19 protein-coding genes and 1 pseudogene are annotated in these 23,055 nt (G+C 43.9%); 18 read left to right on the top strand and 2 right to left on the bottom strand.

Annotated elements, in window-relative coordinates:
* The first annotated feature begins 288 nt into the window (after positions 1-288).
* From QP775_RS04590 to QP775_RS04575, 4 genes and pseudogenes are all read left to right on the top strand, one after another.
* Positions 289-1,605: a condensation domain-containing protein gene (locus QP775_RS04590; RefSeq protein ID WP_239331214.1), complete on the top strand. Its 1,317-nt coding sequence runs from the start codon at positions 289-291 to the stop codon at positions 1,603-1,605.
* A gap of 188 nt (positions 1,606-1,793) precedes the next feature.
* Positions 1,794-3,350, top strand: a complete 1,557-nt coding sequence (locus tag QP775_RS04585; protein WP_239331212.1) for an ABC-F family ATP-binding cassette domain-containing protein — start codon at positions 1,794-1,796, stop codon at positions 3,348-3,350.
* 193 nt (positions 3,351-3,543) lie between these two features.
* A pseudogene (locus QP775_RS04580) lies at positions 3,544-3,858 on the top strand (nucleotidyltransferase domain-containing protein); the annotation flags it as partial.
* A gap of 18 nt (positions 3,859-3,876) precedes the next feature.
* Positions 3,877-4,236 carry a winged helix-turn-helix transcriptional regulator gene (locus tag QP775_RS04575; RefSeq protein WP_285103980.1) on the top strand — a complete coding sequence of 120 codons (360 nt, stop codon included), beginning with the start codon at positions 3,877-3,879 and terminating at the stop codon, positions 4,234-4,236.
* 82 nt (positions 4,237-4,318) lie between these two features.
* Here QP775_RS04575 and QP775_RS04570 read toward each other — a convergent pair whose 3' ends face one another.
* Entirely contained in the window at positions 4,319-4,852 is a 534-nt protein-coding gene (locus tag QP775_RS04570; protein WP_285103978.1) for an NAD(P)H-dependent oxidoreductase, read from the bottom strand.
* Between the two features lie 1,151 nt (positions 4,853-6,003).
* On the opposite strand from QP775_RS04570, the gene QP775_RS04565 reads away from it, so the two are divergent.
* The 13 genes from QP775_RS04565 (at position 6,004) to QP775_RS04505 (ending at position 20,805) form a co-directional block, all read left to right on the top strand.
* The gene (locus QP775_RS04565; RefSeq protein WP_285103976.1) at positions 6,004-7,152 is read left to right on the top strand and encodes an exosporium glycoprotein BclB-related protein; all 1,149 of its coding nucleotides are present in this window, start codon (positions 6,004-6,006) and stop codon (positions 7,150-7,152) included.
* 482 nt (positions 7,153-7,634) lie between these two features.
* Positions 7,635-9,602, top strand: coding sequence for an AraC family transcriptional regulator (locus QP775_RS04560; protein WP_285103974.1), 1,968 nt, complete (start codon positions 7,635-7,637; stop codon positions 9,600-9,602).
* An 84-nt stretch (positions 9,603-9,686) separates the two neighbouring features.
* Positions 9,687-10,724: a FecCD family ABC transporter permease gene (locus tag QP775_RS04555; protein ID WP_483311987.1), complete on the top strand. Its 1,038-nt coding sequence runs from the start codon at positions 9,687-9,689 to the stop codon at positions 10,722-10,724.
* Positions 10,717-11,715: a FecCD family ABC transporter permease gene (locus tag QP775_RS04550; RefSeq protein WP_239331201.1), complete on the top strand. Its 999-nt coding sequence runs from the start codon at positions 10,717-10,719 to the stop codon at positions 11,713-11,715. Before QP775_RS04555 ends, QP775_RS04550 begins: the two co-directional genes overlap by 8 nt.
* A gap of 40 nt (positions 11,716-11,755) precedes the next feature.
* Complete coding sequence (locus tag QP775_RS04545) at positions 11,756-12,817, top strand: NAD(P)/FAD-dependent oxidoreductase (protein ID WP_285103971.1); 1,062 nt, start codon at positions 11,756-11,758, stop codon at positions 12,815-12,817.
* Between the two features lie 501 nt (positions 12,818-13,318).
* Entirely contained in the window at positions 13,319-13,894 is a 576-nt protein-coding gene (locus tag QP775_RS04540; RefSeq protein WP_285103969.1) for a sigma-70 family RNA polymerase sigma factor, read from the top strand.
* Complete coding sequence (locus QP775_RS04535; RefSeq protein WP_285103967.1) at positions 13,884-14,708, top strand: hypothetical protein; 825 nt, start codon at positions 13,884-13,886, stop codon at positions 14,706-14,708. Before QP775_RS04540 ends, QP775_RS04535 begins: the two co-directional genes overlap by 11 nt.
* Positions 14,705-15,577: a carbohydrate ABC transporter permease gene (locus tag QP775_RS04530; protein WP_285103965.1), complete on the top strand. Its 873-nt coding sequence runs from the start codon at positions 14,705-14,707 to the stop codon at positions 15,575-15,577. The genes QP775_RS04535 and QP775_RS04530 overlap by 4 nt, the downstream gene beginning before the upstream one ends.
* A 13-nt stretch (positions 15,578-15,590) precedes the next feature.
* On the top strand, positions 15,591-16,469 hold the full coding sequence (locus QP775_RS04525; RefSeq protein WP_285103963.1) for a carbohydrate ABC transporter permease: 879 nt from the start codon (positions 15,591-15,593) through the stop codon (positions 16,467-16,469).
* Positions 16,470-16,488: 19 nt separating this feature from the next.
* Positions 16,489-17,652, top strand: a complete 1,164-nt coding sequence (locus tag QP775_RS04520; RefSeq protein WP_285103961.1) for an efflux RND transporter periplasmic adaptor subunit — start codon at positions 16,489-16,491, stop codon at positions 17,650-17,652.
* Between the two features lie 5 nt (positions 17,653-17,657).
* Positions 17,658-19,025 carry an ABC transporter substrate-binding protein gene (locus tag QP775_RS04515; RefSeq protein WP_285103960.1) on the top strand — a complete coding sequence of 456 codons (1,368 nt, stop codon included), beginning with the start codon at positions 17,658-17,660 and terminating at the stop codon, positions 19,023-19,025.
* 34 nt (positions 19,026-19,059) lie between these two features.
* On the top strand, positions 19,060-19,683 hold the full coding sequence (locus QP775_RS04510; protein WP_285103958.1) for a hypothetical protein: 624 nt from the start codon (positions 19,060-19,062) through the stop codon (positions 19,681-19,683).
* Between the two features lie 279 nt (positions 19,684-19,962).
* A complete protein-coding gene (locus QP775_RS04505) occupies positions 19,963-20,805 on the top strand; it encodes an aldo/keto reductase (RefSeq protein WP_285103956.1) in 843 nt (280 codons plus the stop codon).
* Between the two features lie 91 nt (positions 20,806-20,896).
* Here the strand turns inward: QP775_RS04505 and QP775_RS04500 are convergent, their stop codons facing one another.
* The gene (locus tag QP775_RS04500) at positions 20,897-21,655 is read right to left on the bottom strand and encodes a DeoR/GlpR family DNA-binding transcription regulator (protein WP_285103954.1); all 759 of its coding nucleotides are present in this window, start codon (positions 21,653-21,655) and stop codon (positions 20,897-20,899) included.
* Between the two features lie 241 nt (positions 21,656-21,896).
* Between QP775_RS04500 and QP775_RS04495 the strand changes: the two genes are divergently transcribed.
* Positions 21,897-22,937 carry an oxidoreductase gene (locus QP775_RS04495; RefSeq protein WP_285103952.1) on the top strand — a complete coding sequence of 347 codons (1,041 nt, stop codon included), beginning with the start codon at positions 21,897-21,899 and terminating at the stop codon, positions 22,935-22,937.
* The last annotated feature ends 118 nt before the right edge of the window (positions 22,938-23,055 follow it).

The following is a 23,055-nucleotide window of genomic DNA, read 5'->3' as shown; positions in this document are numbered from 1 at the left end:
ATTGCAGAATTCAGCTCAAATGTAGACAGATAAGAGTCGTGTCCTCCGTTGTTTGTGAAGTAATCGCGATGATCGCGGTTTTTTATTTTACCCTCAAAAAAATCTGGAATTAGAATGCATATGATACCGATCTGATATACGATCTATTTTCCCGAAAAAGAAGTATATTGACTATCTTTATAAATATATTTAAAATACGTTTATTATATAAGTAGACGAAACATTATATTGTTTGTTTAATTATAAAAATAATAATCGATACATTTATTGACAGGAGGCGGATTACTTATGAAGGAAGAACAAGAAGTTATTATATATCCAGCTGCATCACAGGATCGGATGAATTACTTAATGGGGCTGTTTACTGCAGTCCAACAAATTGGGACTGTACTACATTTTGCTGGGCAGCTCGATACAAATTTATTACAGAAGGCTCTTCAACTAACATCTGTCAAAAATCCTATTTTAAACAGTAGATTTGTAGAAGCTGAAACACCTTATTGGGAAAAATATACAGAACGTGCGATCGAGTCGATATTGTCTGTTCAAAATTGTCAAGATCATGAAAGAGACTCCCTAATAGAAGCCTACATAGCCCAGCCGATTGACTGGGTTAACGGTCCAATGCTAGAGGCACGGCTGTTTAGATCTGGACATGATTCGTTGTGCTTGAAAATATCACATCTTTGCATGGATGGGGCAGGGGTGAAAGAGTTTATCCAGCTATTGGCCACGCTATATACCCGGTTATTTGAGGGAGAGTCTTACCAAACGATCCATCAAGTCATGATGGAGGGCAAACAAGGTTTTAGGGACCAAACTCCACTGTTTGCTGCAGCGGGAATAACAGATATTTGGTCAGCCCACCAACAGCAAGCAGGAATTGCTTCCCTTTGGTCTTTCCCATCCACTTCTCAAGAGAATCTAACTCCTGTTATTGCAGTGAGAAGTCTGGAACAATACCAGACAGAAAAGCTCATTAACCGAACCAAGGCAGCTAGGGCAACGCTCAATGACGGAGTGCTTGCGGCGTACTTTCGCTCTATTGCCAAGCAAGCAGTCTACATGGCGCCTCGTACCAAGGAAAAGGCCATTGGCATAACAGTCGATCTGCGCCGGTATTTGCCGAGCCGCACAACAGGAGCATTATGTAATTTATCCGGTATGGAAATGCCTGAGATTGAGATGAACGACGGCGAGCTATTTGAAGCAACTTTAGAGAAGGTGAAGCACGCCATGGATGCAATTAAAAAGCATACTCCCGGCCTGTCTTCTGCAGCAGGAATGGAGAAGATGGCTGCAATGCCTCTTTCTACTGCAAAAGCAGGGATGGCCAAGCAGCATGAGATGGTCAGTCAGCTGCAAATGGCATTGCCGCTAATGACGAATTTCGGCGTCATCTCAGAACACACTATCCAATTTGCAGCTTGTAATACGGTAAATGGTTATATGACTTCGCCGATTATGTACGCCCCCTTTTTCTGTCTGGGTGTAAGCTCATATCGTAATATACTCACTTTGTGCGTAGGTTACCATACACCCGCTGTTTCTGAACAAGAAGTAAGCAGACTTCTTGACGACATAATGATGGAGCTGACGACATAGCCATTCACCACTTATTAAATTCAAAGGTTTTAGCGTTCAGTTCTGATGGGATTGCATAGCAGGTTAGAATCGGGGTTGGAACAGAAGTAAATGTTATTTTTCATAAAATAGAAGAGGATACATTGAGTTCTAGTCGCTACAACGTTTATAATGTTCTAGTACAAAGTATAAAAGAAAAGGTGTCATGCATGAGCATATTAAACGTAGAACGACTAAGTCACGGCTTCGGAGACCGTGCGATCTTTAAGGACGTGTCCTTCCGTCTGCTCAAAGGCGAGCACATTGGACTGATTGGCGCCAACGGCGAAGGCAAGTCCACATTTATGAATATTATTACTGGCAAGCTGCAGCCAGATGAAGGTAAGGTGGAATGGTCCAAGCGGATGCGTGTTGGATATCTTGATCAGCATGCCGTGTTGAGCAAGGGCTCGACGATCCGTGATGTTTTGAGGGGAGCCTTCCAATACTTATTTGACTTGGAACAAGAAATGAATGACATGTACGGCAAGATGGGGGACGTAACACCGGAAGAGCTGGAGAAGCTCCTTGAAGATGTAGGTACGATTCAAGATACGTTGACTAATCAAGATTTCTATTTGATTGATGCCAAAGTCGAAGAAACAGCTCGTGGACTCGGGCTGAATGATATCGGTCTGGACAAAGACGTAAATGACCTCAGCGGCGGTCAGCGTACCAAAGTGTTGTTGGCGAAGCTATTGCTAGAGAAGCCGGACATCCTGTTATTGGATGAGCCCACAAACTATCTTGATGAGCAGCATATCGAATGGCTGAAGCGATATCTGCAAACTTATGAGAATGCATTTATTCTCATTTCGCACGATATTCCTTTCCTGAACAACGTTATTAACTTGATTTATCATATGGAAAACCAAGAGTTGAACCGCTATGTTGGTGATTATGATAAGTTCCAGCAAGTGTATGAAATGAAGAAACAGCAGTTGGAATCTGCTTATAAGCGTCAACAGCAGGAGATCTCTGATCTGAAGGACTTTGTTGCGCGTAACAAGGCAAGTGTTGCTACACGCAACATGGCGATGTCCAGGCAGAAGAAGCTGGATAAGATGGATGTCATCGAGCTGGCGAAGGAGAAGCCCCAGCCGCAGTTCAACTTCAAGGATTCGCGAGCTTCCAGCAAGCTAGTATTTGAAACAAAAGATCTTGTTATCGGTTACGATGAGCCGTTGTCTAGACCATTGAATCTTCGTATGGAGCGCGGCCAGAAGATCGCATTTGTTGGTGCGAACGGTATCGGGAAGACGACACTGCTACGCAGTATTCTAGGCGAGCTTTCAGCGATCTCTGGTTCTGTTGAACGTGGAGACAATCTGGATATCGGCTATTTTGAGCAGGAAATTAAGGATACAAACTATAACACGTGCATCGAAGAAATATGGAATGAGTTCCCTTCGTTCTCCCAATTCGAAGTACGTGCGGCGCTGGCGAAGTGTGGTCTCACTACGAAGCATATTGAGAGCAAGATCGCTGTGCTAAGCGGCGGTGAGAAGGCAAAGGTTCGCTTATGCAAGCTCATTAACAGAGAAACAAATCTGCTCGTACTCGATGAGCCGACTAACCATCTGGATGTCGATGCGAAGGAAGAGCTGAAACGTGCCCTCAAAGCTTACAAAGGCAGTATCCTGCTTATCTCTCACGAACCTGAATTCTATCGGGATATTGTTACAGAAACATGGAATTGTGAATCATGGACAACAAAAGTTTTTTAATATAGGTACTTTAAGCTGGTTCTGTCGCCAATGAGGCGATAGCGCCGGCTTATTTTATTGTAGCTTTACCATATAGTAAATTGGAGGTGAATGAACTCATGTATCCAGATAAAGTTCCCCGTTAGGCACGTGGTCCTCCATTCATGTGTCAAAGTCCACTCGCTAGTAATATAGTAAAGGGAGATGTATGTAGATGAACATGAATGGACCAGTAGAAATTTCTCGAAAAGAAAGACTTCAAATCTGCCAAGAAATTGCGGCTAAACTCCATAAGCTATACAAAGAACAAGTACTCGCAATAGGAGTCTATGGATCTGTATCCCGGGGTACAGACGGACCCTTCTCGGATATTGAGATGTTTTGTGTCATAGATGATTCAAGCGAAAACGTAGAATTTAGTTATGAATGGTCAGCAGGGCCTTGGAAAGCTGAAGTGAACGTAATCAGTTCAGTTTTCCTGCTGGAAGCAGCCGCAACAATAGAAGGTGATTGGCCCTTGACACATGGCTAAAAGGAGAGTGTAACTGTGCGCGACACCTGTGTCCCTACTGGCGTGGAATTAAAAAATACCGGCTTTGGGTATACGTTGTCCTTAATAGGCGGTAAGTATAAAATGATTATTCTGTATTGGCTGTCTGAAAACAAGGTTATGCGGCACAATGAGTTGAAGCGAAGTATCGGAATCATTTCTTTTAAGACGCTAAGCATTATGTTAAAGGAACTGGAGTCAGATGGTCTTATCAACCGCAAGGAATTTCCTCAAGTCCCTCCCAAAGTGGAATATTCATTAACAGCCCGTGGCCAAACCCTGATCCCATTGTTAAATATGATGTGTGAGTGGGGTGAGAATAACAGAGATCTAACTCTAGAGGATGTACAGCAGTAGGAATTACTTCTTTTTTATGAAATTAAAAAGAAGTATCCCCTGAACAGGGCATACTTCTTTTTGGCCTAATTAGGCTATCTCATTACAGGTTGTCAATAAAATTCAGATAATCTAGTGCGCTTTTGTCCAATTCGCCAGCATTTGGCTCAAAACTTTCAGTACCATAAAAAGCAAAGAACGGGCGATAATCTGCATTGCAATACCGGAAAGAAGTTTCAAAAGGGGATAATAAATGTTCGAGCGTATACTGGTATCTACCCTCTTCACGATAGTCTTCTTCCTTTATCCCGGCAGATACAGCTAACGCAGCTTTGCGGTTTTTTAATTTATCGCCTCCATTTGAACCGTATGCCCAACCATAAGCAAATACATCGTCAAGCCACTTTTTCAGCAGTGGCGGACTATTAAACCAATAAACAGGAAACTGTAAAACAAGATTACTATGTGATTCAATTAATTGTTGTTCCTTTTCAACATTGATGTTTCCGTCAGGGTAAACTTTATGCAACTCATGTACAGTATACTTTTCTGGATATTTTTTGAGTTCATCTGCCCACCGTTTATTTATGATGGATGTCTCTATACTTGGGTGTGTTACGATAACAAGAGTTTTCATAGATTTTTCCTCCTTAGGTGATATTACTTCTTGAGTATAAGGTCAGAACTATAAAAATGTAAGTATGCACTTTTAGTACAGGTACTTACATAAAGGTAAGTGTTAATCGTGAAGGCGAGGGAAGCAAATGCTTGCATTCCCCTCTTCTCTTGAGCGATCAGAGGTACTGATAACGAACCTGAATTATAGCTTGACAGTTACAATATGTGCCATGAGATTATAGAATTTTATATTTTTAATAAGAAAACAACATGCTATCATACGATTTGTATCTAGGCAGCGGATGGATCTTATATTTGGACATCTGATAGGCAAGGTCATGTGTTCAAGGGGCAGGGAGCCGCGCTTAGCACGAGCGGGAATAAGCACCAGCGCGCTAACGTTAGCGTGGCTGACTGCACAGAGTGGGACAAAGTGTGATGTGATGCTGCACAAGAATTCAGTGGACCTGATTACTAGACCATCAACGTGGCCAGAAGGAAAGCCGTTTTGCGTATGTGGGGTGAGTCCTAGTACACTTACGCTAGCGTGGCCATCTGCAAAGAGTGTAGTGGGTACAGCCGCATTAGTCTTATTTGTTTGATTGAAGTTATTAGAATAATCAACTTGTTAAATTCATATACTATTTTTGAGACATCTCATCCCTATAGCTCTTTGGCACCAGTTGTATCAATTTCTAAACGTTCCTTTTCGAGGCGGGAATGCTCATGATTGAATATGGCTGGTGCTCAAGGGTTAATTCAGGAACGTTATTGTCTGCCTACAGGTTTGCATTAATTATTATGCTAGAGGTTATTCATTACGGAACCTTATTATAAGAAAATGCATATGATAAATATCAGTGTCATATGGCTCTAGTGGTACCAGTGAAGCTAATGCGTAATAATCAGACTAAATTTGTTGGAATAAAACTAACCTAATTCATTAAATGCCTTTAGATAAAACTCTAATCTAGCAAATAACAATTTAATTTTATAGATATCTTTTTAAAAGGAGGGCACAGGCACCCTCTTTTTTTCATTTCATTAATGTACTTTTATATTCTATGTTTTATATGGATAGTCATATGCGGATATATGCATAAATCACGAACTTTACTAGTTCTGAGACATAAGATAATGCGTGAGCAAATATAAATGCGAGGTGGAATCATGTCACAAGCGAATCTTCCAAATATAACACCAAGTATCACATTATCAAGAGAAGATGCGTTAAACTTATTGTTAGCATCAATTGCGATAGATGAATTAGGCCTAGGTCATGTCATTAATGCTGAAGCCGAAAAAATACAATATGCTGTTGGAACTTTACCTGGGTTAACAATACCAGCGACTATCAGCGATTTGCTAGCAATTGATGATAGTGTACAAAATACACTAATGACTGCTCTCAAGAATGAGATGCTCTTAGAGTCTAAGCTTAATAGCATCTTGACAGCACCTTCATTAACTGGACCTACTGGGGCGACTGGAGCAACAGGTCCTTCTGGTGGAATTACAGGAGCAACAGGAGCTACTGGCGGTACAGGTGGTACAGGTGCTACTGGAGCGACAGGAGCAACAGGAACCGGTACTACTGGAGCTACAGGTAATACAGGTGTGACAGGCGCTACTGGGCCTGCTGGTGGAGCAACAGGTGCAACTGGCGCTACTGGCGCTACTGGTGCAACTGGTGCTGCTGGTGGGGCAGGTGCAACCGGCGCTACTGGGGCAACGGGTGCTACTGGTGCCACTGGGGGAACAGGAGTCGCTGGCGCTACTGGAGCGACGGGAGTAACAGGATCTAGTGCAATTATACCTTATGCATCTGGTCTTCCTGTTATTTTAACAACTATTGCAGGTGGACTTATTGGAACCTCTAGTTTAGTTGGATTTGGGAATTCAGGAACAGGTGTTAGCATTGTTGGAGGCACTATAGATTTAACTGGAGCAGGAGGAACTCTACTAAACTTTGCATTTTCAGTACCACGCGCAGGGACAATTACGAATATTGCAGCATATTTTAGCACGACCTTAGCTCTAGCACTAGTTGGTTCAACAATTACCATCACTGCACAATTATTTAGATCAACAACACCAAATAACACATTTGTTGCAATACCTGGAGCTTCTGTTACACTGGCACCTGCACTAACAGGAATTATTGCCATAGGTCAAGTCAGCAATGGTTTGACACCTGGATTAGCTATTCCAGTTTCACCTCAAGACCGACTTCTGCTCGTATTTTCTGCAACCGCTACTGGAATATCATTAATAAATTCTGTTGCAGGATATGCAAGTGGCGGTATTACGATAAATTAAAGTAATCAATTTATTAGTATTACTTTGCGGATAAGCGGCCAGTCGTCAAATATCAATTGGCGACTGGTTAATCTAAAAATATGTTAATTGCAATTAAGCTGACTACATATGCTAGCGGGTATCTTGAAGGAATTTTTCATGATAACAGTCGAACTCATTTATTGGGATGCCCTATGTGGTTTTATTAATAAATTAGATTAAAAATGACACACTGCTTCTAAATGGAAATATGAACATAGCTGAATTGGTCTGACCCTCCTCATTCCACGTTATGTTACTCTTTATGTGGTAATCCAGCGCCCGTCAGAACCCAATTTTGTTGGATCAGAAGTAGTTTTTGTAAGGAATCGAAGATGGCAATATGTAACAAGAGCCGCTGGGAAATGGACATGCAATTATCGTTGCAAATGATAATCAGTATCATATATGATGAAGGTATAAATCTCACAACATAGAGTAAAAGAGAAGAGGAGCGCAAGACAGTGAAATTGAATGATCAAGCTTTGCTATGGAATCAGGCATTCATTAAGATCATAGATGTACGGCATACAATAATGGAGCAAGAAGAGGAGCTGCATGCATACAGATTGCCATCAAGTGCCTTCATATATGTGACTAGAGGCAGCGCACAACTCCAGCTGGACGGCATTGCACACCACGTCAGCCAGTTTTCCTTGATCCATGGGGGCAAGGGCTTCTATCTTGATATTACGGCAGAGGAGCTGCTGGATTATTATATGATTATGTATAAAGCGGTGCTGGCGCTACCAGCCCGTAAAGAAACAGTCAAATTGATAGAGCAGCACAATCCGTTTCAAATGCAGTATATGTTCAAGCCTCATTACCCGATCTCCATCTTCCATCATGTCACCTCCATGAGCAAGGAGTGGCATCGTTCAAATCTAATAGAGAAACTTCAAGTTAAAGCGATTTTTTATCAAATGGTCCATGAAATACTGGAGCAGATGGAACGACAGAATGTGATAGCAGTCAAGCCTGATCTAGTGGCCCAAGCGGTACGTTATATTCATGAGCGCTATCGGGAGCCGATTACACTTGAGTCGCTGCTTGAACACCTTGATTGCAGCTCCAGGCAACTGCTGCGCGCCTTCAAGAAGCAAGTCAGAACGAGCCCGATCGACTATTTGATTCAATTACGGATGAGCAAGGCGAAGCATTTGCTTCTGTCCACCGATTTTACCTTGAAGGAAATTGCAGAGAGTGTAGGCTATACCGACAGCTATTATTTCAGCCGTATCTTCAAGAAATACGAAGGTGCTTCTCCCACAAGCTTTAAAGAAGCTGCGATGCAGCAGGAGCAGTGTCGAAATAATCCATCCGTTATGTTTAGATCTCCTATTGTTGCTAGAAGGCAGCAGCGTTATATTGGTAATGAGTTTGAGAATCGTTATCATTATAAGAGAGAAGGGGTATTACCGATGTATCGCAAGTCGAGAACAGCAATGGCAGCAACTTTATTATTTTGTTTCACCCTCTTGTTAAGCGCATGTACAACAGGAGGAACGAACGCCACATCGGCAAACAGCAGCTCGCCCAGTAGTAATGTAGCAGCTTCCACAAGTCCTGCTGCAAGCCCGGCGAGTGACACAAGAGTAATTAAACATGCGATGGGGGAAGAAACGCTCACAGGCACCCCTGAACGTATTGTTATATTGACCAATGAAGGAACGGAGGCGCTGTTGGCAGTCGGCATCAAACCGGTCGGAGCCGTTCAGTCTTGGATTGGCGATCCTTGGTACGACCATATCAAGCAAGAGATGGAAGGGGTCACCGTTGTTGGAGACGAGCTGCAGCCGAATATTGAAATGATCGCGAGCCTCAAGCCCGATCTGATTATCGGCAATAAGGTCAGACAGGAGAAAATTTATGACCAATTAAAGCAGATTGCTCCGACGATATTTTCCGATGATCTTGCAGGAGATTGGAAAATTAACTTCAAGCTTTACTCCGAAGCCTTAAACAAACAGAAAGAAGGAGAGCAGGTTATGGAGGCCTTCGACAAACGTGTCGCGGATGTGAAGGCCAAGCTTGGCAGCAAAGCGGAAACGAAAGTATCAGTGGTCCGCTTCTCCGCCAAACAAGTTCGTATCTACCAGAAGCAAACTTTCTCCGGTGTGCTCTTGAGCCAATTAGGCATTGCCCGGCCAGCATCGCAGGATAAAGACTCCTTTATAGAAGTTATGTCCAAAGAGACGATACCTAGTATGGATGGTGATGTGCTATTCTACTTCGTATCAGAGTCTCCAGGCAAGAATGATGCGGCGAAGGTCGTGGAGGAGTGGAAAAAAGATCCGTTGTTCCAGAACCTGAGTGTTAGCAAGAACAATAAGATTATTCAAGTCGATGAAGCCATATGGAACTCGGCAGGTGGATATGAAGCGGCTAATCTGCTGCTGGATGAACTCGTTAAATACTTTGATGTAAAATAATAAAGGCTTATCGGATCGACAAGCTGACGCTGTATTCGCGTCAGCTTGTTGACGATTCTGGCAGTTTAGTTGTTAGAACTGCCAATGAAAAGGAGACTCGGTGCAGGCATGAATGGTCCTTTCCTAACGCGAAGCAGCAAGCGAAAGCTCGCCGGCCTAGCTGTCAGCGCGATCCTGCTGCTGATTAGTATGTTATGCAGTGTATTGTACGGTCTTCATTACTTCGGGTTAAAAGACCTATGGCTGGCTTACAGTCATTTCGACGGCTCCAACGAGCATCTTATTCTGACGACGGCTCGCGTTCCCCGAACCTTGATTGCGGCACTGGTAGGGGCAAGCTTAGCTGTAGCCGGGGCAATTATGCAAGTTCTGACAAGGAATCCGCTTGCTTCGCCCTCCGTCCTCGGCGTAAATGCGGGCGCAGTGCTATTTATTGTCATTGGCCTGCTCGCGTTCGGCTCCTCGTTAACGATGAGCGGCATGGTCTGGCTTGCTTTCGCAGGCGCGGTTGCAACATCAGCGGCCGTCTATACGCTGGGCTTGCAAGGAGGCGGGTTCGAGCCGGTAAAGCTGACCTTGGCTGGCGCTTGTATGGCAGCTTTCACTTCCTCTATTACATCGGGCATTATTCTTATTGATAAGCAGTCGCTCGAATCTGCGCTATTCTGGATGATCGGCTCCGTAGAAGGAAGAGATTTGGAGCATTTGCTGATGGTACTGCCTTATATGGTAACAGGGTTAGCGATCTCACTACTATTGGCGAGCTCGTTAAACATTATGGCGCTTGGAGACGATAGCGCGAGAAACTTGGGACAGCGTTTGACACTGGTGCGCGTACTGTCGGCTGCGGCAATCGTACTATTGGCGGGAAGTTCGGTAGCAGCAGCTGGTCCGATCGCTTTCGTCGGGCTTATCGTCCCTCACTTGTGCAGATATATGATTGGGCATGATTTCAAATGGCTGCTTCCTTATACGGCAATTGTCGGTGCGATCCTTCTAGTGACTGCAGATTTAGCGTCACGCTTTATTCTGGAAACCAAAGAAGTTCCAGTAGGCGTCGCAACGGCGATTATCGGAGTTCCCTTTCTGATTCATGTGGCCAGGAGGAAACAACATGCTTAATCCGCATACAGCGAAATATACATTCATGTTTATCGCTTTATCTTTTATCGTTGTCGCCTTGTCGCTTGTTAGTTTATCGCTTGGGGGCGTTGGCGTTCCTCTAGAGGAGGTGTTTGCTTCTCTTGCCGGCCGAAATATGGAAGCCAGCAACCTGATCATTATGCAGTTCCGTCTGCCTCGAATAGTAGCGGCTATTCTCATTGGTGCAGCATTAGCAGCAGCCGGTGCATTATTGCAGGGCGTCATTCGTAATCCGCTCGCTTCGCCTGATCTGCTGGGTATAACCGGAGGAGCATCGGTAGCTGTGGTTGCCTTCATGACTTTCGTGACGGGCTACAGCATTCACTGGGTACCGTTCATTGCTATCGGCGGTGCATTGGTTACGGCTACTATCAATTATGTATTAGCTTGGAAAAAAGGTGTGTCGCCGTTCCGGTTGGTACTGATCGGCATTGGCATTTCTACCGCAATGGGGGCACTCACCACGTTCCTGCTTATTAGCGGGCCAGCGTATCTGGCCGCTCAAGTACTTAATTGGATGACGGGGAGCATCTATGGTACCAATTGGAGCTATGTCGAGATGCTCTGGCCGTGGGTAGCGGTGTTCATTCCTTTGTCACTGCTGCTGGCGAAAGAATTAAATGTGCAATCCTTGGGCGAAGATGTTGCTCGTGGGCTTGGAAGCAGGATTCAGCTTAGTCGGATGATTCTCTTATTTTATAGCGTTGCGCTTGCTGGCGCTGCGGTTGGCGTAGCCGGTACGATTTCGTTCATAGGATTGATGGCACCGCATATCGCCAGGAGGATTGTCGGTAATTCTTACAAGATCATTATCCCGGTATCCGCGTTTATAGGTGCAATCATTCTACTGCTGGCGGATTTGGCGGGAAGAATGCTTTTTCAGCCGCTGGATATTCCAGCAGGTGTATTCACAGCAGGCATTGGTGCTCCTTTCTTCATGTATTTGTTATTTAAACGCAAGAAGACTTAGCTCAACTTGCAGGGGAGATCAGGAACAGAGGAGGGAAAGAATGGCGAAGAAACTGGATCTTTATGACGTTACCATCATTGGTGGAGGACCGGCGGGTCTATATGCTGCCTTTTACAGCGGAATGCGCGATATGAAGACGAAGTTGATCGAGGCGAGAGAGGAACTTGGGGGAAGGACGTTGATGTACCCCGAGAAGATCGTCTGGGATGTCGGCGGCCTGGCACCCGTTCGCGCCGCGCAACTGACTCAGGTCATGACCCAACAGGCTCAAACATTTGATCCAACTATTGTGCTGGGTCAACAAATTACCGGACTGGAGAGAATGGCTGATGGCACGATGCTCATAACGTCTGCAACCGGAGAGCAGCACTGGAGCCGGACGCTGATCTTGGCCGTAGGCCATGGTGCGCTGAAGCTTGCTAGGCTTGACCTGCCTGGAGCAGAAAATTACGAAAAGGCAAATCTCCATTATACCGTCACGGAATTAGCAAGCTTTCGTGGTAAAAGAGTACTCATCTCTGGAGGTGGAGATTCGGCTATCGATTGGGCTAATTCACTAGTGGAAATCGCAGCATCGGTGACGCTCGTACACCGACGGGAACACTTCGGCGGGCTGGAGCAGAATGTGAAACAGATGAGGGCATCAAACGTTCAAGTGCTTACGCCATACGTTATTACGGATTTATACGGGAATGGCAAGCGCCTTGATGCGGTTTCGATTGCACCATTAAATGAGGACGGGGAATGGACAAAGGAAACGGGGCTGAAGCGTCTCGCGGTGGACGCCGTCTTAATTAATCATGGCTTGCGCGGTGATCTCGGTCCTATGCTGAATTGGGGGCTAGCGAGAGAGGATTGGAATTTTAAAGCGGATGAGAAACTGGCAACCAATCTTCCCGGTGTGTTTGTGGCTGGAGATACGGCAAATTACGGCAGTAAGTTGTATCTCATTGCTGGAGCTTTCACGGACGCAGCTTTAGCCGTAAATAGTGCCAAGCTGTATATTGAGCCGAATGCGCCTACAAGAGCTCAGGTTTCCTCGAATAACAGCAAGTTTGACGAGATGAACAGGGCGCTCGAACTAGTAGAGGATTGCAGCTGAATGAACGACTAACGTTTTAGAACCAAAATAATAAATATGTCGGGGGACAACAATATCATCCCAATCAAAGTCGCTATTTTAGTGGCTTTTTTTGTTTTGGGGGTACAAGATCTTAACTATGGACGTGTTATTTCAGAGAGCGTGGTTGCTTGAAGTATATATGGTGTGTATTTTGCCAAATTATCAGTCCGCTGGAATCCGAAGAACTAACGGTTATCTTATATAACACTATAATTATTTAACATCATAACAAGCAGGCTTCTAATTGGCAGGTAGCTAGGCTATCTAGTCTGTCAAAAGCTAAAAAAGCTATGAAGCACTATTTTAAAAATCGATAAATGTATGTACTTTTGATATATAAATGTGTTCAATTTGATGAAGTAAAAGCGAGTTGCATCCAAATGAAATAATTTATCCATAATTTTTTAGGGCATCTATCGAACCTTTTCGAATGATCGTGGCAATATAGAGTGTAAGCTTACTTAGGAGGGCCCTTTTTTCATGAAAGATATTGATATTGAGTATTGGATTGGACGGATGAAGGATGGGGATTCGTCTGCGTTTCAGGTGATCTATGAATGGTCATTCCCCGAAATCTACCGCTCTGTTGCCTTTCTGATGACGGAAAAAAATGAAATAGAAGATGTTATAAACGAAATTTATTTTCAGCTGTGGCGCTCGATCGACAATTACGATGCGAATCGTCCCTTTCGATTTTGGATGCATGGCATCGCGCTGAAGCAAATACAGAAGTGGCGAACCAAAAGCTGGAGGAGATTCCGCATCTTCGAGAAGAAGCGGCTCTTGGAGGTGGAAGAGCATATGTTCTCCGATCATAAGGTTCTGAAGGCCGAGACCCATCAGGAGATGCTGACCATCGTTCATCAGTTATCCTACAAACTTTGTACGGTAATTATTCTACGCTATTATCACGAATATACCTTCGATGAAATCGCTGAATTATTGGACATTCCCGTAGGCACGGTCAAATCTAGACATCATGCTGCACTGGGGAAGCTTCGCAAGATTAGCCCAAACTTTGAATCAGCAAAGGAGCAAGAACTATATGTCCATTGAACAACAGCTGCGCGATAAGCTACAGGATTGTGCGGAGGCAATGGAAACTCCAGCTGAAATGCAAGAGCGCATTCTAGAAACTTCTTACGCACGGTATCGCAATGAAAAAAATAAAGCAAAATCAACTGTAAAAGTTCGCATGGTGGCATGTGTACTTGCGGTTATCCTTCTCACACCCGTTGTCATTCATACTGCGCCTGCCGTAGCGGCACAGATTCGTGCCATGCTCAATCTATCCGGAACGGAGGATGTGCGCAGCTTCGTCACCAAAGATGAGGATTCGGATTATGTCACGACCAATCTATATGCGGATGAGATTAGCGAGCATAAGACGGTACAAGACTTGCTTGCTCGCATCTATCGTGGATTTCCTGAGACGAAGGACTTCGATATTGCAAGCGCACAAATTACCAAGGGGATCAATGGAGGTAAGCGGATTCATCAATTGAATCTCATATTGATGGAGAAAGGAAAGACATTCGAAGAGCCGCATCAAGAGGTTGTAGCCAATGTCGATGCGGAAACAGGGCAGTTACATTTTGTTCAAGCAATAGGTACAAAGCCATCAGCCCCGCTTCCTTCGAAATTACAACCATCGGAAACGATCGCGATGGCGAATGTATTCTTGAAACAACTGGATCTTCGAATCGATGGTTATCAGCCGGAAGTGGCAGTCGGCCATGCGAATGAAGCACAAGGAATAGATCAATCTATTGTCATTTACAAACGTGCAGCGGATGGCAAGGCAATGTTCCAAGTAAACCTTCAAGAAGGTAATATAAGTGTTGCATTTTATGATTCGGAGGAGTCATGAAGCGGAATTTTCTCCGCCGAAGAGAAGGGCTAGTTGCTGTAACATTCTTGCTGCCAAGTGCGATCGGTTTTGCTCTATTCTATCTCATTCCGTTTGGAATGGGACTTGTCTACTCCGTGTTGGACCGAACGGTTGGCGGTTCATTTGTTGGACTCTCGAATTATCAGGAGCTGCTGAGCAGTGATTCTTTTCGCAAAGCCGCCTCGAATACGTTCTGGTTCACGACCGTGAATGTCCCTCTAATGCTTCTTTTGTCACTAGGGATCGCACTCGTACTGAACAGGAATCTCTATTTGCGGCAATTTCTAAGGATGGCTTATGTCCTGCCACTGGTCGTACCGGTGGCATCCATCGTGATGGTGTGGCAAGTGCTTTTTGATTGGAATCGATCACTTAATGCTTGGCTGTATGCTGCCGGGCTTGAACAAGTAGATTGGATGAAATCGGTCTGGGCAAGAAGTGTGATCACTATTTTTTACCTATGGAAGCATATCGGCTACAACATCATTTTATTCCTTGCAGGGCTGCAAAGCATTCCGCGGGATTACTATGAGACGGCTGATTTGGAGGGGGCGGGCAAGTGGCGCCAATGTTACGGGATTACACTCGTCTATTTAACGCCAACGATGGTCTTCGTCATCCTGATGTCGATTATGAATACATTCAAAATTTTCCGAGAAACGTACCTAATCGCAGGAGACTACCCGCATGACAGCATCTATACACTTCAACATTATATGAACAATATGTTCTTCGCGATGGATGTGCAGAAGCTGTCTGCAGCTGCGACAATGATGGTAATCGTTATCTTTATCATCGTAACAATGCTGCTTCGATTAGAAAAGCGATATACACAATTTATGGAATGATACGGGAGGTAGAATGAAGAAGAAGGGTTTCATTCGGAACCTATCAGTCACCCTGGTGATGGCATGCATCGGGCTTCTGATGCTAATACCTATTGTGATTACATTCACAAATTCTTTTATGACGGAGCATGAAATTCGCGGCAATTACGGTCTGGTGGGTAAAATGCCAGTCGTTACGCAAGGGGAGACTGCTGCATTCGTAAATCTGAAGCTCATCCCGGATTGGCTGTCCTTCGAACAGTACGGAAAAGTCCTGTTAGAGACGCCGACGTATTTATTCATGTTCTGGAATTCCGTCACGATGGTCATGGCGATCATTGCGGGACAGACGGTTGTAAGTGCACTGGCAGCGTACGCTTTTGCCAAGCTTCGGTTCAAGGGGAGAGAAGGCTGGTTTCGGGTGTATCTGATGACGATGCTGATGCCTTTTCAAGTGACCCTGGTTCCGAATTATATTATTGCTGATAAGTTGGGGTTGATGAATACAGCAAGCGCGATTATTTTGCCAGGAATATTCGCGGCATTCGGTGTGTTTATGCTGAGACAATTTATGCTTTCGATTCCCTATGCGTTGGTTGAAGCAGCGCAGATGGATGGCGCTGGACATTACTACATTTTTTTTCGCATTATGCTGCCTTTGATGAAGCCGGGAATTGCGGCGTTAATCGTGTTGTTGTTCGTTGAACATTGGAATATGGTCGAGCAGCCTTTGATCTTCTTGGAGGATGCCTTTAAGCAGCCATTATCGCTCTATTTATCCAGAATCCATAAGGAAGCCCAAGGCATTGGTTTTGCTGCATCGCTGATTTATATGACACCGATGGTTCTGCTGTTCTTATATGCGGAGTCTTATTTTATCGAAGGTGTTCAAATGTCGGGGATTAAAGGGTAGCTATGAGAGGAGGAGTAGGATGGCTACAGAGTTCCCAGAAGCGCTGGATGCAAGAAAAAAACGAAAAATAGTGTGGTTCACCGGGGTATTCAGCGGTTTGCTTCTTTTCCTTACCCTATCGAGCAATACTTTGCTGACGATAAATCTGCCGAAGGTACAAACAGAGGTAGGGAGGCAAGGCGCGTTAGTAACTGAGTGGCGTGGTACTGCTCGGCTGCTGCCTCGGCAACAGATCAATTTATCGAATACGGCAGAATGGTCTATTCAGAAGATTTATGTGAAAGAAGGGGATCGTGTAGCTAAGGGCCAGACGCTAATCACATATAAAAATTCTGCAGCTGCACAGGCTATCCTTGACGTTCAGGCGGACATTGCACAGCAGCGGCTTGCACTCGTTGACTTGCATGATGCTTATATTGAAGCCATGCAAAATAACGACGAGATGCAGGCTCGCCGCACGAACCGGGAGTTAGAACGCGCCCAAATCGCCTTGGGAGTCCAGGAGCGAAAAGTGAACACGATGCAGTCAGAGGCGAGTGAACGCAGACGCATCATCGCGCCATTTGACGGCGTTGTGACCCAGATACTTGCCACGGAACTACTGCCTTCTGGGAGCGGAGGTCCTGATATCAGCTTAGCGAGTAGGCAGCAAGGCTATCAATTTGAAATGGTCATTCCGGATACGATGGGCCTAAAACTGCGGACGGAGGAGAAGTTGAACGTTCAAGTTGAACACAAAGGGGCCAAAGTCCCGATTGAAGGGATCATTACCGATATTCGTCAGGTGGCGGGGTCAGGAACAGGTACTGCCTTACAAGAAGGATCTGGAGGTGGGGGGTCTCAGACGGTTTCAAGTCAACGGGTCGTGGTGAAGGTCCAATATCCAAATGTTCAAGCGAATGAACTCGTAAGCGTAGAACTGACACAATCGGAGAAGCCCGCAGGTGGCATGCTCATATCGAACCAAGCGATCCATCAGCAGGGGAAAGACAAGTATGTGCTAGTCATCGAAGAGCGTAAAGGGCCGTTAGGCAATACTTACGTCGTTCGGAAGTCCCCCGTCCAATTAGGGGGAACGAATGGTCAAGAAACGATGGTGTTACAAGGAGTTTACATGAAAGATAGCATCATTGTGGAAAGCAGCGAGCCGCTTACAGAAGGCCAACGCGTTAGTGTCTTCTAATGCGCATGAGCCGCATCGATCGCATGGAGAATGGAGAGGAAAGGTTAACGATGAAAAAAAGAGGTGTACTCAGTTTAATCGTTGGATTAACGATGGCATTGACCGCATGTACTGGTGGACAGTTCAGTAAGGTGAAGGAAGAAGGACAGGAAGGACAAGACGGCAAGAAAATGGTTGTCTTATCCGTATTCCAAAAGGACCCTGTGTATTCCCAGGCAGAGAAGAGGTATGAAGAGAAACATCCCGATGTGGATATTCAAATCAAGGAATACAGCCAAGGGGAAGGCTCCAATCAAGAAGGGGATCTCGAAAAATATGTGAATACCACGAATACAGAGCTATTGTCCGGTAAAGGAGCTGATTTGATCGCTCTGGATGTGAGCGGTCTTCCGGTCTGGAAATACGTAGACAAAGAAGCGCTTGTTAACTTGAGTGAGTTGATGAAGCAGGACCCTGCTTTTGATTCCACGTTGTATGAGATGAACATTTTGGATGGGGCTAAGATGAGGGGTGGACTCTATTCACTGCCTTTGCGGTTTTCCTTAGACAGTCTTATGGGGGATGCAAAGGCCATAGAGCAATCCGGTGTGAAATTTGATGACAGCACATGGACATGGGGGGAGTTTACATCGGTAGGCACTCGTCTGGCGGCATCAGGCGGGCATACGTATTCGATGGGGAATACGCCGCCTGAGCAGATGCTGAATAACCTGTTCGTTGATAACTATACTCGCATTGTCCATGAAGAGAAGCGCCCTGTGAGCTTCGATGCCAGTGTATTTGTTGGATTGATGGAGCAGGTGAAGATGATGTATGCGAATAAGGTGGTTACAGATGCAGAAGTCAACGCAGGTGATTATTTCTTTGCACCTGCTCTAATCCTGTCGCCTGAAGATTATTTCGTAGGGCCAGCGATGTTCTACGAGCAAGGGAAGATCTATCATAAGCCGCTCGCTGCTGGGCAGCAGGTTGGAGGTACATTCGTGATGCATAAGAACTTAGGAATGAATAGGAATTCGAATGTGCAGGCGGAAGCATGGGAATTCATGAAGTTCTTATTGTCCGAGGAGGGCCAGATGATGCCTGGTCTACAAGGGTTCTCGGTCAATAAAAAAGTAAACGAGAAGACGTTTAAGGATCTTGAGGACAAAGGCGCTATTGAGTCGCCAATGGGATCCACGATCCCAGTTCAGAAGGCGGACATCAGTATAATCAAGCAGATGCTTGCCCAGGCAATCACGCCGCAACAGAATAATTCGAAGATTCAAACCATTATTGAAGAAGAAGCAAAAGCTTACTTCAGTGGACAGAAATCGGCGCAAGAGGTTGCGGATTTGGTCGCAAATCGTGTGACAATCTATTTAAATGAGTAGTTGGAAAATTTGAAGAGATAAGGAAGGAATAGTGATGAAAAAATGGCTGGCTGTATCATTGTTAACGATCGTAGTGGCAATCATCTCTGCTTGCAGTATGCTCCAAGGTACTCAAGAGCGAGAGGCGGGTGTGGGCAAGGAGATCGCATTGACTGTACAGCATGAGCAGCAGGAACTAGAACAAAAAATTAATAAGGTAAATGAGTCTGTTGAGCTAGGAATGAGCAAAGTGTTCTCCAATTTGATGTCACTGAAGCTCCCGCAGGGATTAGAGCTGGAATCGAATGAGACATCGAACTCGAAGTTTGTCTATACGGATAACCATAAGAAAGTGAAGCTTGAGCTGCGACATGATCCAGAGCAACCGGTAACCGATGCCGGAATCGATGGGGCACGATTGAAGATGAAGGCGATTTTGGAACATGACAGTGAAGGAGAAAAGTTAGAATGGTTGAAGAATGAGACGATGCTCGTACATAGGAAGCACATTGCAGTCATTGAAGTCATCATGCCATCCCAGAAGGGTGACACTTATCGACTCCTTGGTTGGGCGGAATTAGATGGAGCACTACTTGAAATTAGCTTTAGCGCTCCAGTCGATGAGAAGGACTCGTGGCAGAAGCCTGTAGTGGAGATGATAGAGTCGATCCAGATGTAGCATAATGGACCGTTTAGCCAGGATGGCTAAGCGGTTTTTTTTGCTTATTATAGAGACTCATTCGAATGGTTAGCGCTGTTAGTACCTCATGAAGTTAATTTGGTCTGAATGGAAGTATGCTTGGAAAGGCAAAAGGCACTTTTAAGTACCTATAGCACAAAAAAGTACGTACTTTTATTTTAGGTTGTCGTATAACATAATATATTTTGCCGGTAAGGTTAAACAAACTTTTTAAAATCAACGGTTCAGTTAGATTATTTAATTTAGGAGGAATTTTTAATGATAAAGAATTTGCAAGATACAGTGACTCTCCACAATGGTGTAAAAATGCCGGGATTTGGACTCGGAGTGTTTAAAGTGGAAGAGGGTCCAGAGTTGGTTAACGCCGTTAAAGTAGCCATCAAGCATGGTTACCGCAGCATTGATACCGCAGCGATTTATGGAAACGAAGAAGGAGTAGGTCAAGGTATTCGTGAAGGAATACAAGCAGCAGGTATCTCAAGAGAGGAGGTATTTGTCACTTCAAAAGTATGGAATGCTGATTTGGGTTATGAATCGACAATCGCAGCTTACGAAACAAGCCTAAAAAAGCTGGGGTTAGATTACCTAGATCTTTATCTGATTCATTGGCCTGTTGAAGGCAAATACAAAGAAGCATGGCGTGCATTAGAAACCCTCTATAGAGAAGGAAGGGTAAAAGCAATTGGTGTAAGTAATTTTCATGTTGACCATCTTGAAAACTTATTAAAAGACGCAGAAATTAAACCAGTAATCAACCAAGTGGAATGTCATCCACGCTTAACGCAAAAAGAGCTTCAAGCATTCTGTGAAAAACATGGCATCCAACTGGAAGCTTGGTCACCATTAATGCAAGGCGAATTATTAGATAATGAAGTTTTGACTAAAATTGCTGCTAAATATAATAAATCTGTAGCCCAAGTTATTTTACGTTGGGATCTACAGCATGGCATTATTACCATTCCGAAATCAACCAAAGAGCATCGTATTGTAGAAAATGCTGCTATTTTTGACTTTGAGCTCACAAATGAAGATATGAAACTTATGGATGATTTGAATCAAAATCACCGTGTAGGTCCAGATCCTGACAATTTTGATTTTTAATGATGACACACAATTTGTTTACCTAACTAGCTAAAACAACAAGAACATACAAAAAGCCGCATATTTGCGGCTTTTCCCATTAAATAGCAGTCTAGTCGGACGCAACCATGACCTTAACTCCAAAATCCTTGAAAATTTTATCAAATGGTTGTTCTGGCGCGGTATCAGTAACTATTAAATCGATTTGATCGAATTGGCACACACGGTGAAATAAACTTTTTTCAAACTTGCTTGAATCTGCAAGCAAAATAATTTGGTTTGCTCTTTTTATCATTTCTCTTTTCATATAGGCTTCTTCTACTGTAGGAGCAAACACGCCTTCAAGTGAGAGCCCGCATGTACCTAAGAACAATTTATCTACTTTGATATCAGAAAGCATTTCGATTGCACGAGGGCCGAATGCGTATCGATGCCAAGTATTTAATTCTCCACCCAACAAATGGGTGATGGTTTCAGGTTTATCGCACAAAACAGCCGCAATGTCGATGGAATTGGTCACAATAACATTATTTTGGGTTGTTAATAATTCGGAAGTATATTGCGTAGTAGTACCTGCATCCATAAGGAGATAGTCCCCGTCCTGTATTAGGGAAGCTGCCACATGTGCAATTCGGCGTTTATTCTCCGTGTTTTCTGACCGATCTTTATAACTACTAATATGCTTGGTAAGAGAAGGCAGCATTGCTCCGCCTCGAATTCGAACAATTAACCCATCTTGCTCCATTTTCACCATATCGCGTCTAGCTGTATCATAAGAAACCTCATACAGGGAGCAAATTTCCTCCATACTAATCTTTATATTCGATTTTAAATAGTCCAGAATCGACTTTATTCTTTCTTCTTGGTTCATACTTGTCCACCTTAGCTGATTATTCTCCCTTTATTTTATTATTTGTTGCTGCCTAATTCAATGCAAACACAATTTATCATCATTTTGATGTGCATATAAGTTGCATGATATACAAAATATATAAGTTAAATAACTGTATTTATAATTATTAAACTTAATTATTGTTGTTAATATTCAGTAAGATAATTATAATGGAATAAACTTGACGCTTAACAAGCTCCTGAGAAAGCGAGGAAACCAAATGAAAACGATTAATGTCGGTATTGTAGGTTATGGATTATCGGGTGAGATTTTTCACGCTCCACTTATACAATCTCTTGCGGGAATGGACATTCTAAAGATTGTCTCCAGTGATCCTCATAAAGTGAGAAGGAAGTTTCCAGATATGGAGGTCGTATCCTCTATAGAAGATCTGCTATCGGATGAAAGAATTGACCTAGTCGTCATTACGACTCCTAATTCTACACATTATTCTTTTGCCAAACAGTCCTTGCTTGCTGGGAAACACGTTGTTGTAGAGAAACCATTTGTTATTCAGACTGAAGAGGCAAAAGATCTAATCGAAATAGCTAACGGACAGAACAAATTGCTAAGCGTTTTTCACAATAGGAGATGGGATAATGATTTTCTGACCGTGAAGCAATGTATCGAATCCGGCGCTATGGGCGAAATTTATTTATATGAAGCGCATTTTGACCGGTATCGGCCAGAGGTAAGAGAAAGATGGAGAGAACAAGTTGGACCTGGGGCAGGCATGCTTTATGATTTAGGAGCACACCTAATCGATCAGGCTTTGTACTTATTTGGTAACCCAATAAGTGTGTTTGGTGATGTATTTGCACAAAGAGTGGATGCTTTAGTGGATGATTATTTTCATATCATTTTAAATTATGGAAAAATGCGAGTCATTCTGCACAGTGGTTCAATTGTTAAAAGTTCCGGTCCGAAATTTCAAGTTCACGGCAGTAAAGGGAGTTTTATTAAATATGGTCTGGACTCACAAGAAGATGCTCTTCGCCAAGGCAGCGTGCCAGGAAGCCCAGGTTGGGGGCAAGACCATGAACAGTGGTATGGTGAGTTGACGACTGAAAATGGAAAACATGGCACCACAAAAAAAATAGAAACGATACCGGGTTCTTATGAAAATTTCTATCAAGGCATTTATCAAGCGATCACCCATAATGCTCCGTTACCTGTAAACGCAATTGAAGCGATGAATACGATTAAGGTGATTGAATTGGCCAAGAAAAGTAGTTTGGAGCAAAAAAACGGTTTTATTTGAATAAATAAAAGTACCTGTTTACCAACATTCAAGAAGAATCGCTTATATAATGATCTCATTGCCCGTTTGATTTGAAATGGCCTGCTGCTGTCAGGCCATTTTCTTATTTAATTTTGAG

This window comes from Paenibacillus sp. UMB4589-SE434, from assembly GCF_030226685.1.
Classification (GTDB): Bacteria; Bacillota; Bacilli; order Paenibacillales; family Paenibacillaceae; genus Paenibacillus_B.
This window is presented reverse-complemented; position numbering and strand designations above follow the sequence as displayed.

Coding starts and splice junctions, on each gene's coding strand:
- QP775_RS04590 (WP_239331214.1), top strand. CDS start 289: ATGAAGGAAGAACAAGAAGTTATTATATATCCAGCTGCATCACAGGAT.
- QP775_RS04585 (WP_239331212.1), top strand. CDS start 1,794: ATGAGCATATTAAACGTAGAACGACTAAGTCACGGCTTCGGAGACCGT.
- QP775_RS04570 (WP_285103978.1), bottom strand. CDS start 4,852: ATGAAAACTCTTGTTATCGTAACACACCCAAGTATAGAGACATCCATC.
- QP775_RS04565 (WP_285103976.1), top strand. CDS start 6,004: ATGTCACAAGCGAATCTTCCAAATATAACACCAAGTATCACATTATCA.
- QP775_RS04555 (WP_483311987.1), top strand. CDS start 9,687: ATGAAAAGGAGACTCGGTGCAGGCATGAATGGTCCTTTCCTAACGCGA.
- QP775_RS04550 (WP_239331201.1), top strand. CDS start 10,717: ATGCTTAATCCGCATACAGCGAAATATACATTCATGTTTATCGCTTTA.
- QP775_RS04545 (WP_285103971.1), top strand. CDS start 11,756: ATGGCGAAGAAACTGGATCTTTATGACGTTACCATCATTGGTGGAGGA.
- QP775_RS04540 (WP_285103969.1), top strand. CDS start 13,319: ATGAAAGATATTGATATTGAGTATTGGATTGGACGGATGAAGGATGGG.
- QP775_RS04535 (WP_285103967.1), top strand. CDS start 13,884: ATGTCCATTGAACAACAGCTGCGCGATAAGCTACAGGATTGTGCGGAG.
- QP775_RS04530 (WP_285103965.1), top strand. CDS start 14,705: ATGAAGCGGAATTTTCTCCGCCGAAGAGAAGGGCTAGTTGCTGTAACA.
- QP775_RS04525 (WP_285103963.1), top strand. CDS start 15,591: ATGAAGAAGAAGGGTTTCATTCGGAACCTATCAGTCACCCTGGTGATG.
- QP775_RS04520 (WP_285103961.1), top strand. CDS start 16,489: ATGGCTACAGAGTTCCCAGAAGCGCTGGATGCAAGAAAAAAACGAAAA.
- QP775_RS04515 (WP_285103960.1), top strand. CDS start 17,658: ATGAGCCGCATCGATCGCATGGAGAATGGAGAGGAAAGGTTAACGATG.
- QP775_RS04510 (WP_285103958.1), top strand. CDS start 19,060: ATGAAAAAATGGCTGGCTGTATCATTGTTAACGATCGTAGTGGCAATC.
- QP775_RS04505 (WP_285103956.1), top strand. CDS start 19,963: ATGATAAAGAATTTGCAAGATACAGTGACTCTCCACAATGGTGTAAAA.
- QP775_RS04500 (WP_285103954.1), bottom strand. CDS start 21,655: ATGAACCAAGAAGAAAGAATAAAGTCGATTCTGGACTATTTAAAATCG.
- QP775_RS04495 (WP_285103952.1), top strand. CDS start 21,897: ATGAAAACGATTAATGTCGGTATTGTAGGTTATGGATTATCGGGTGAG.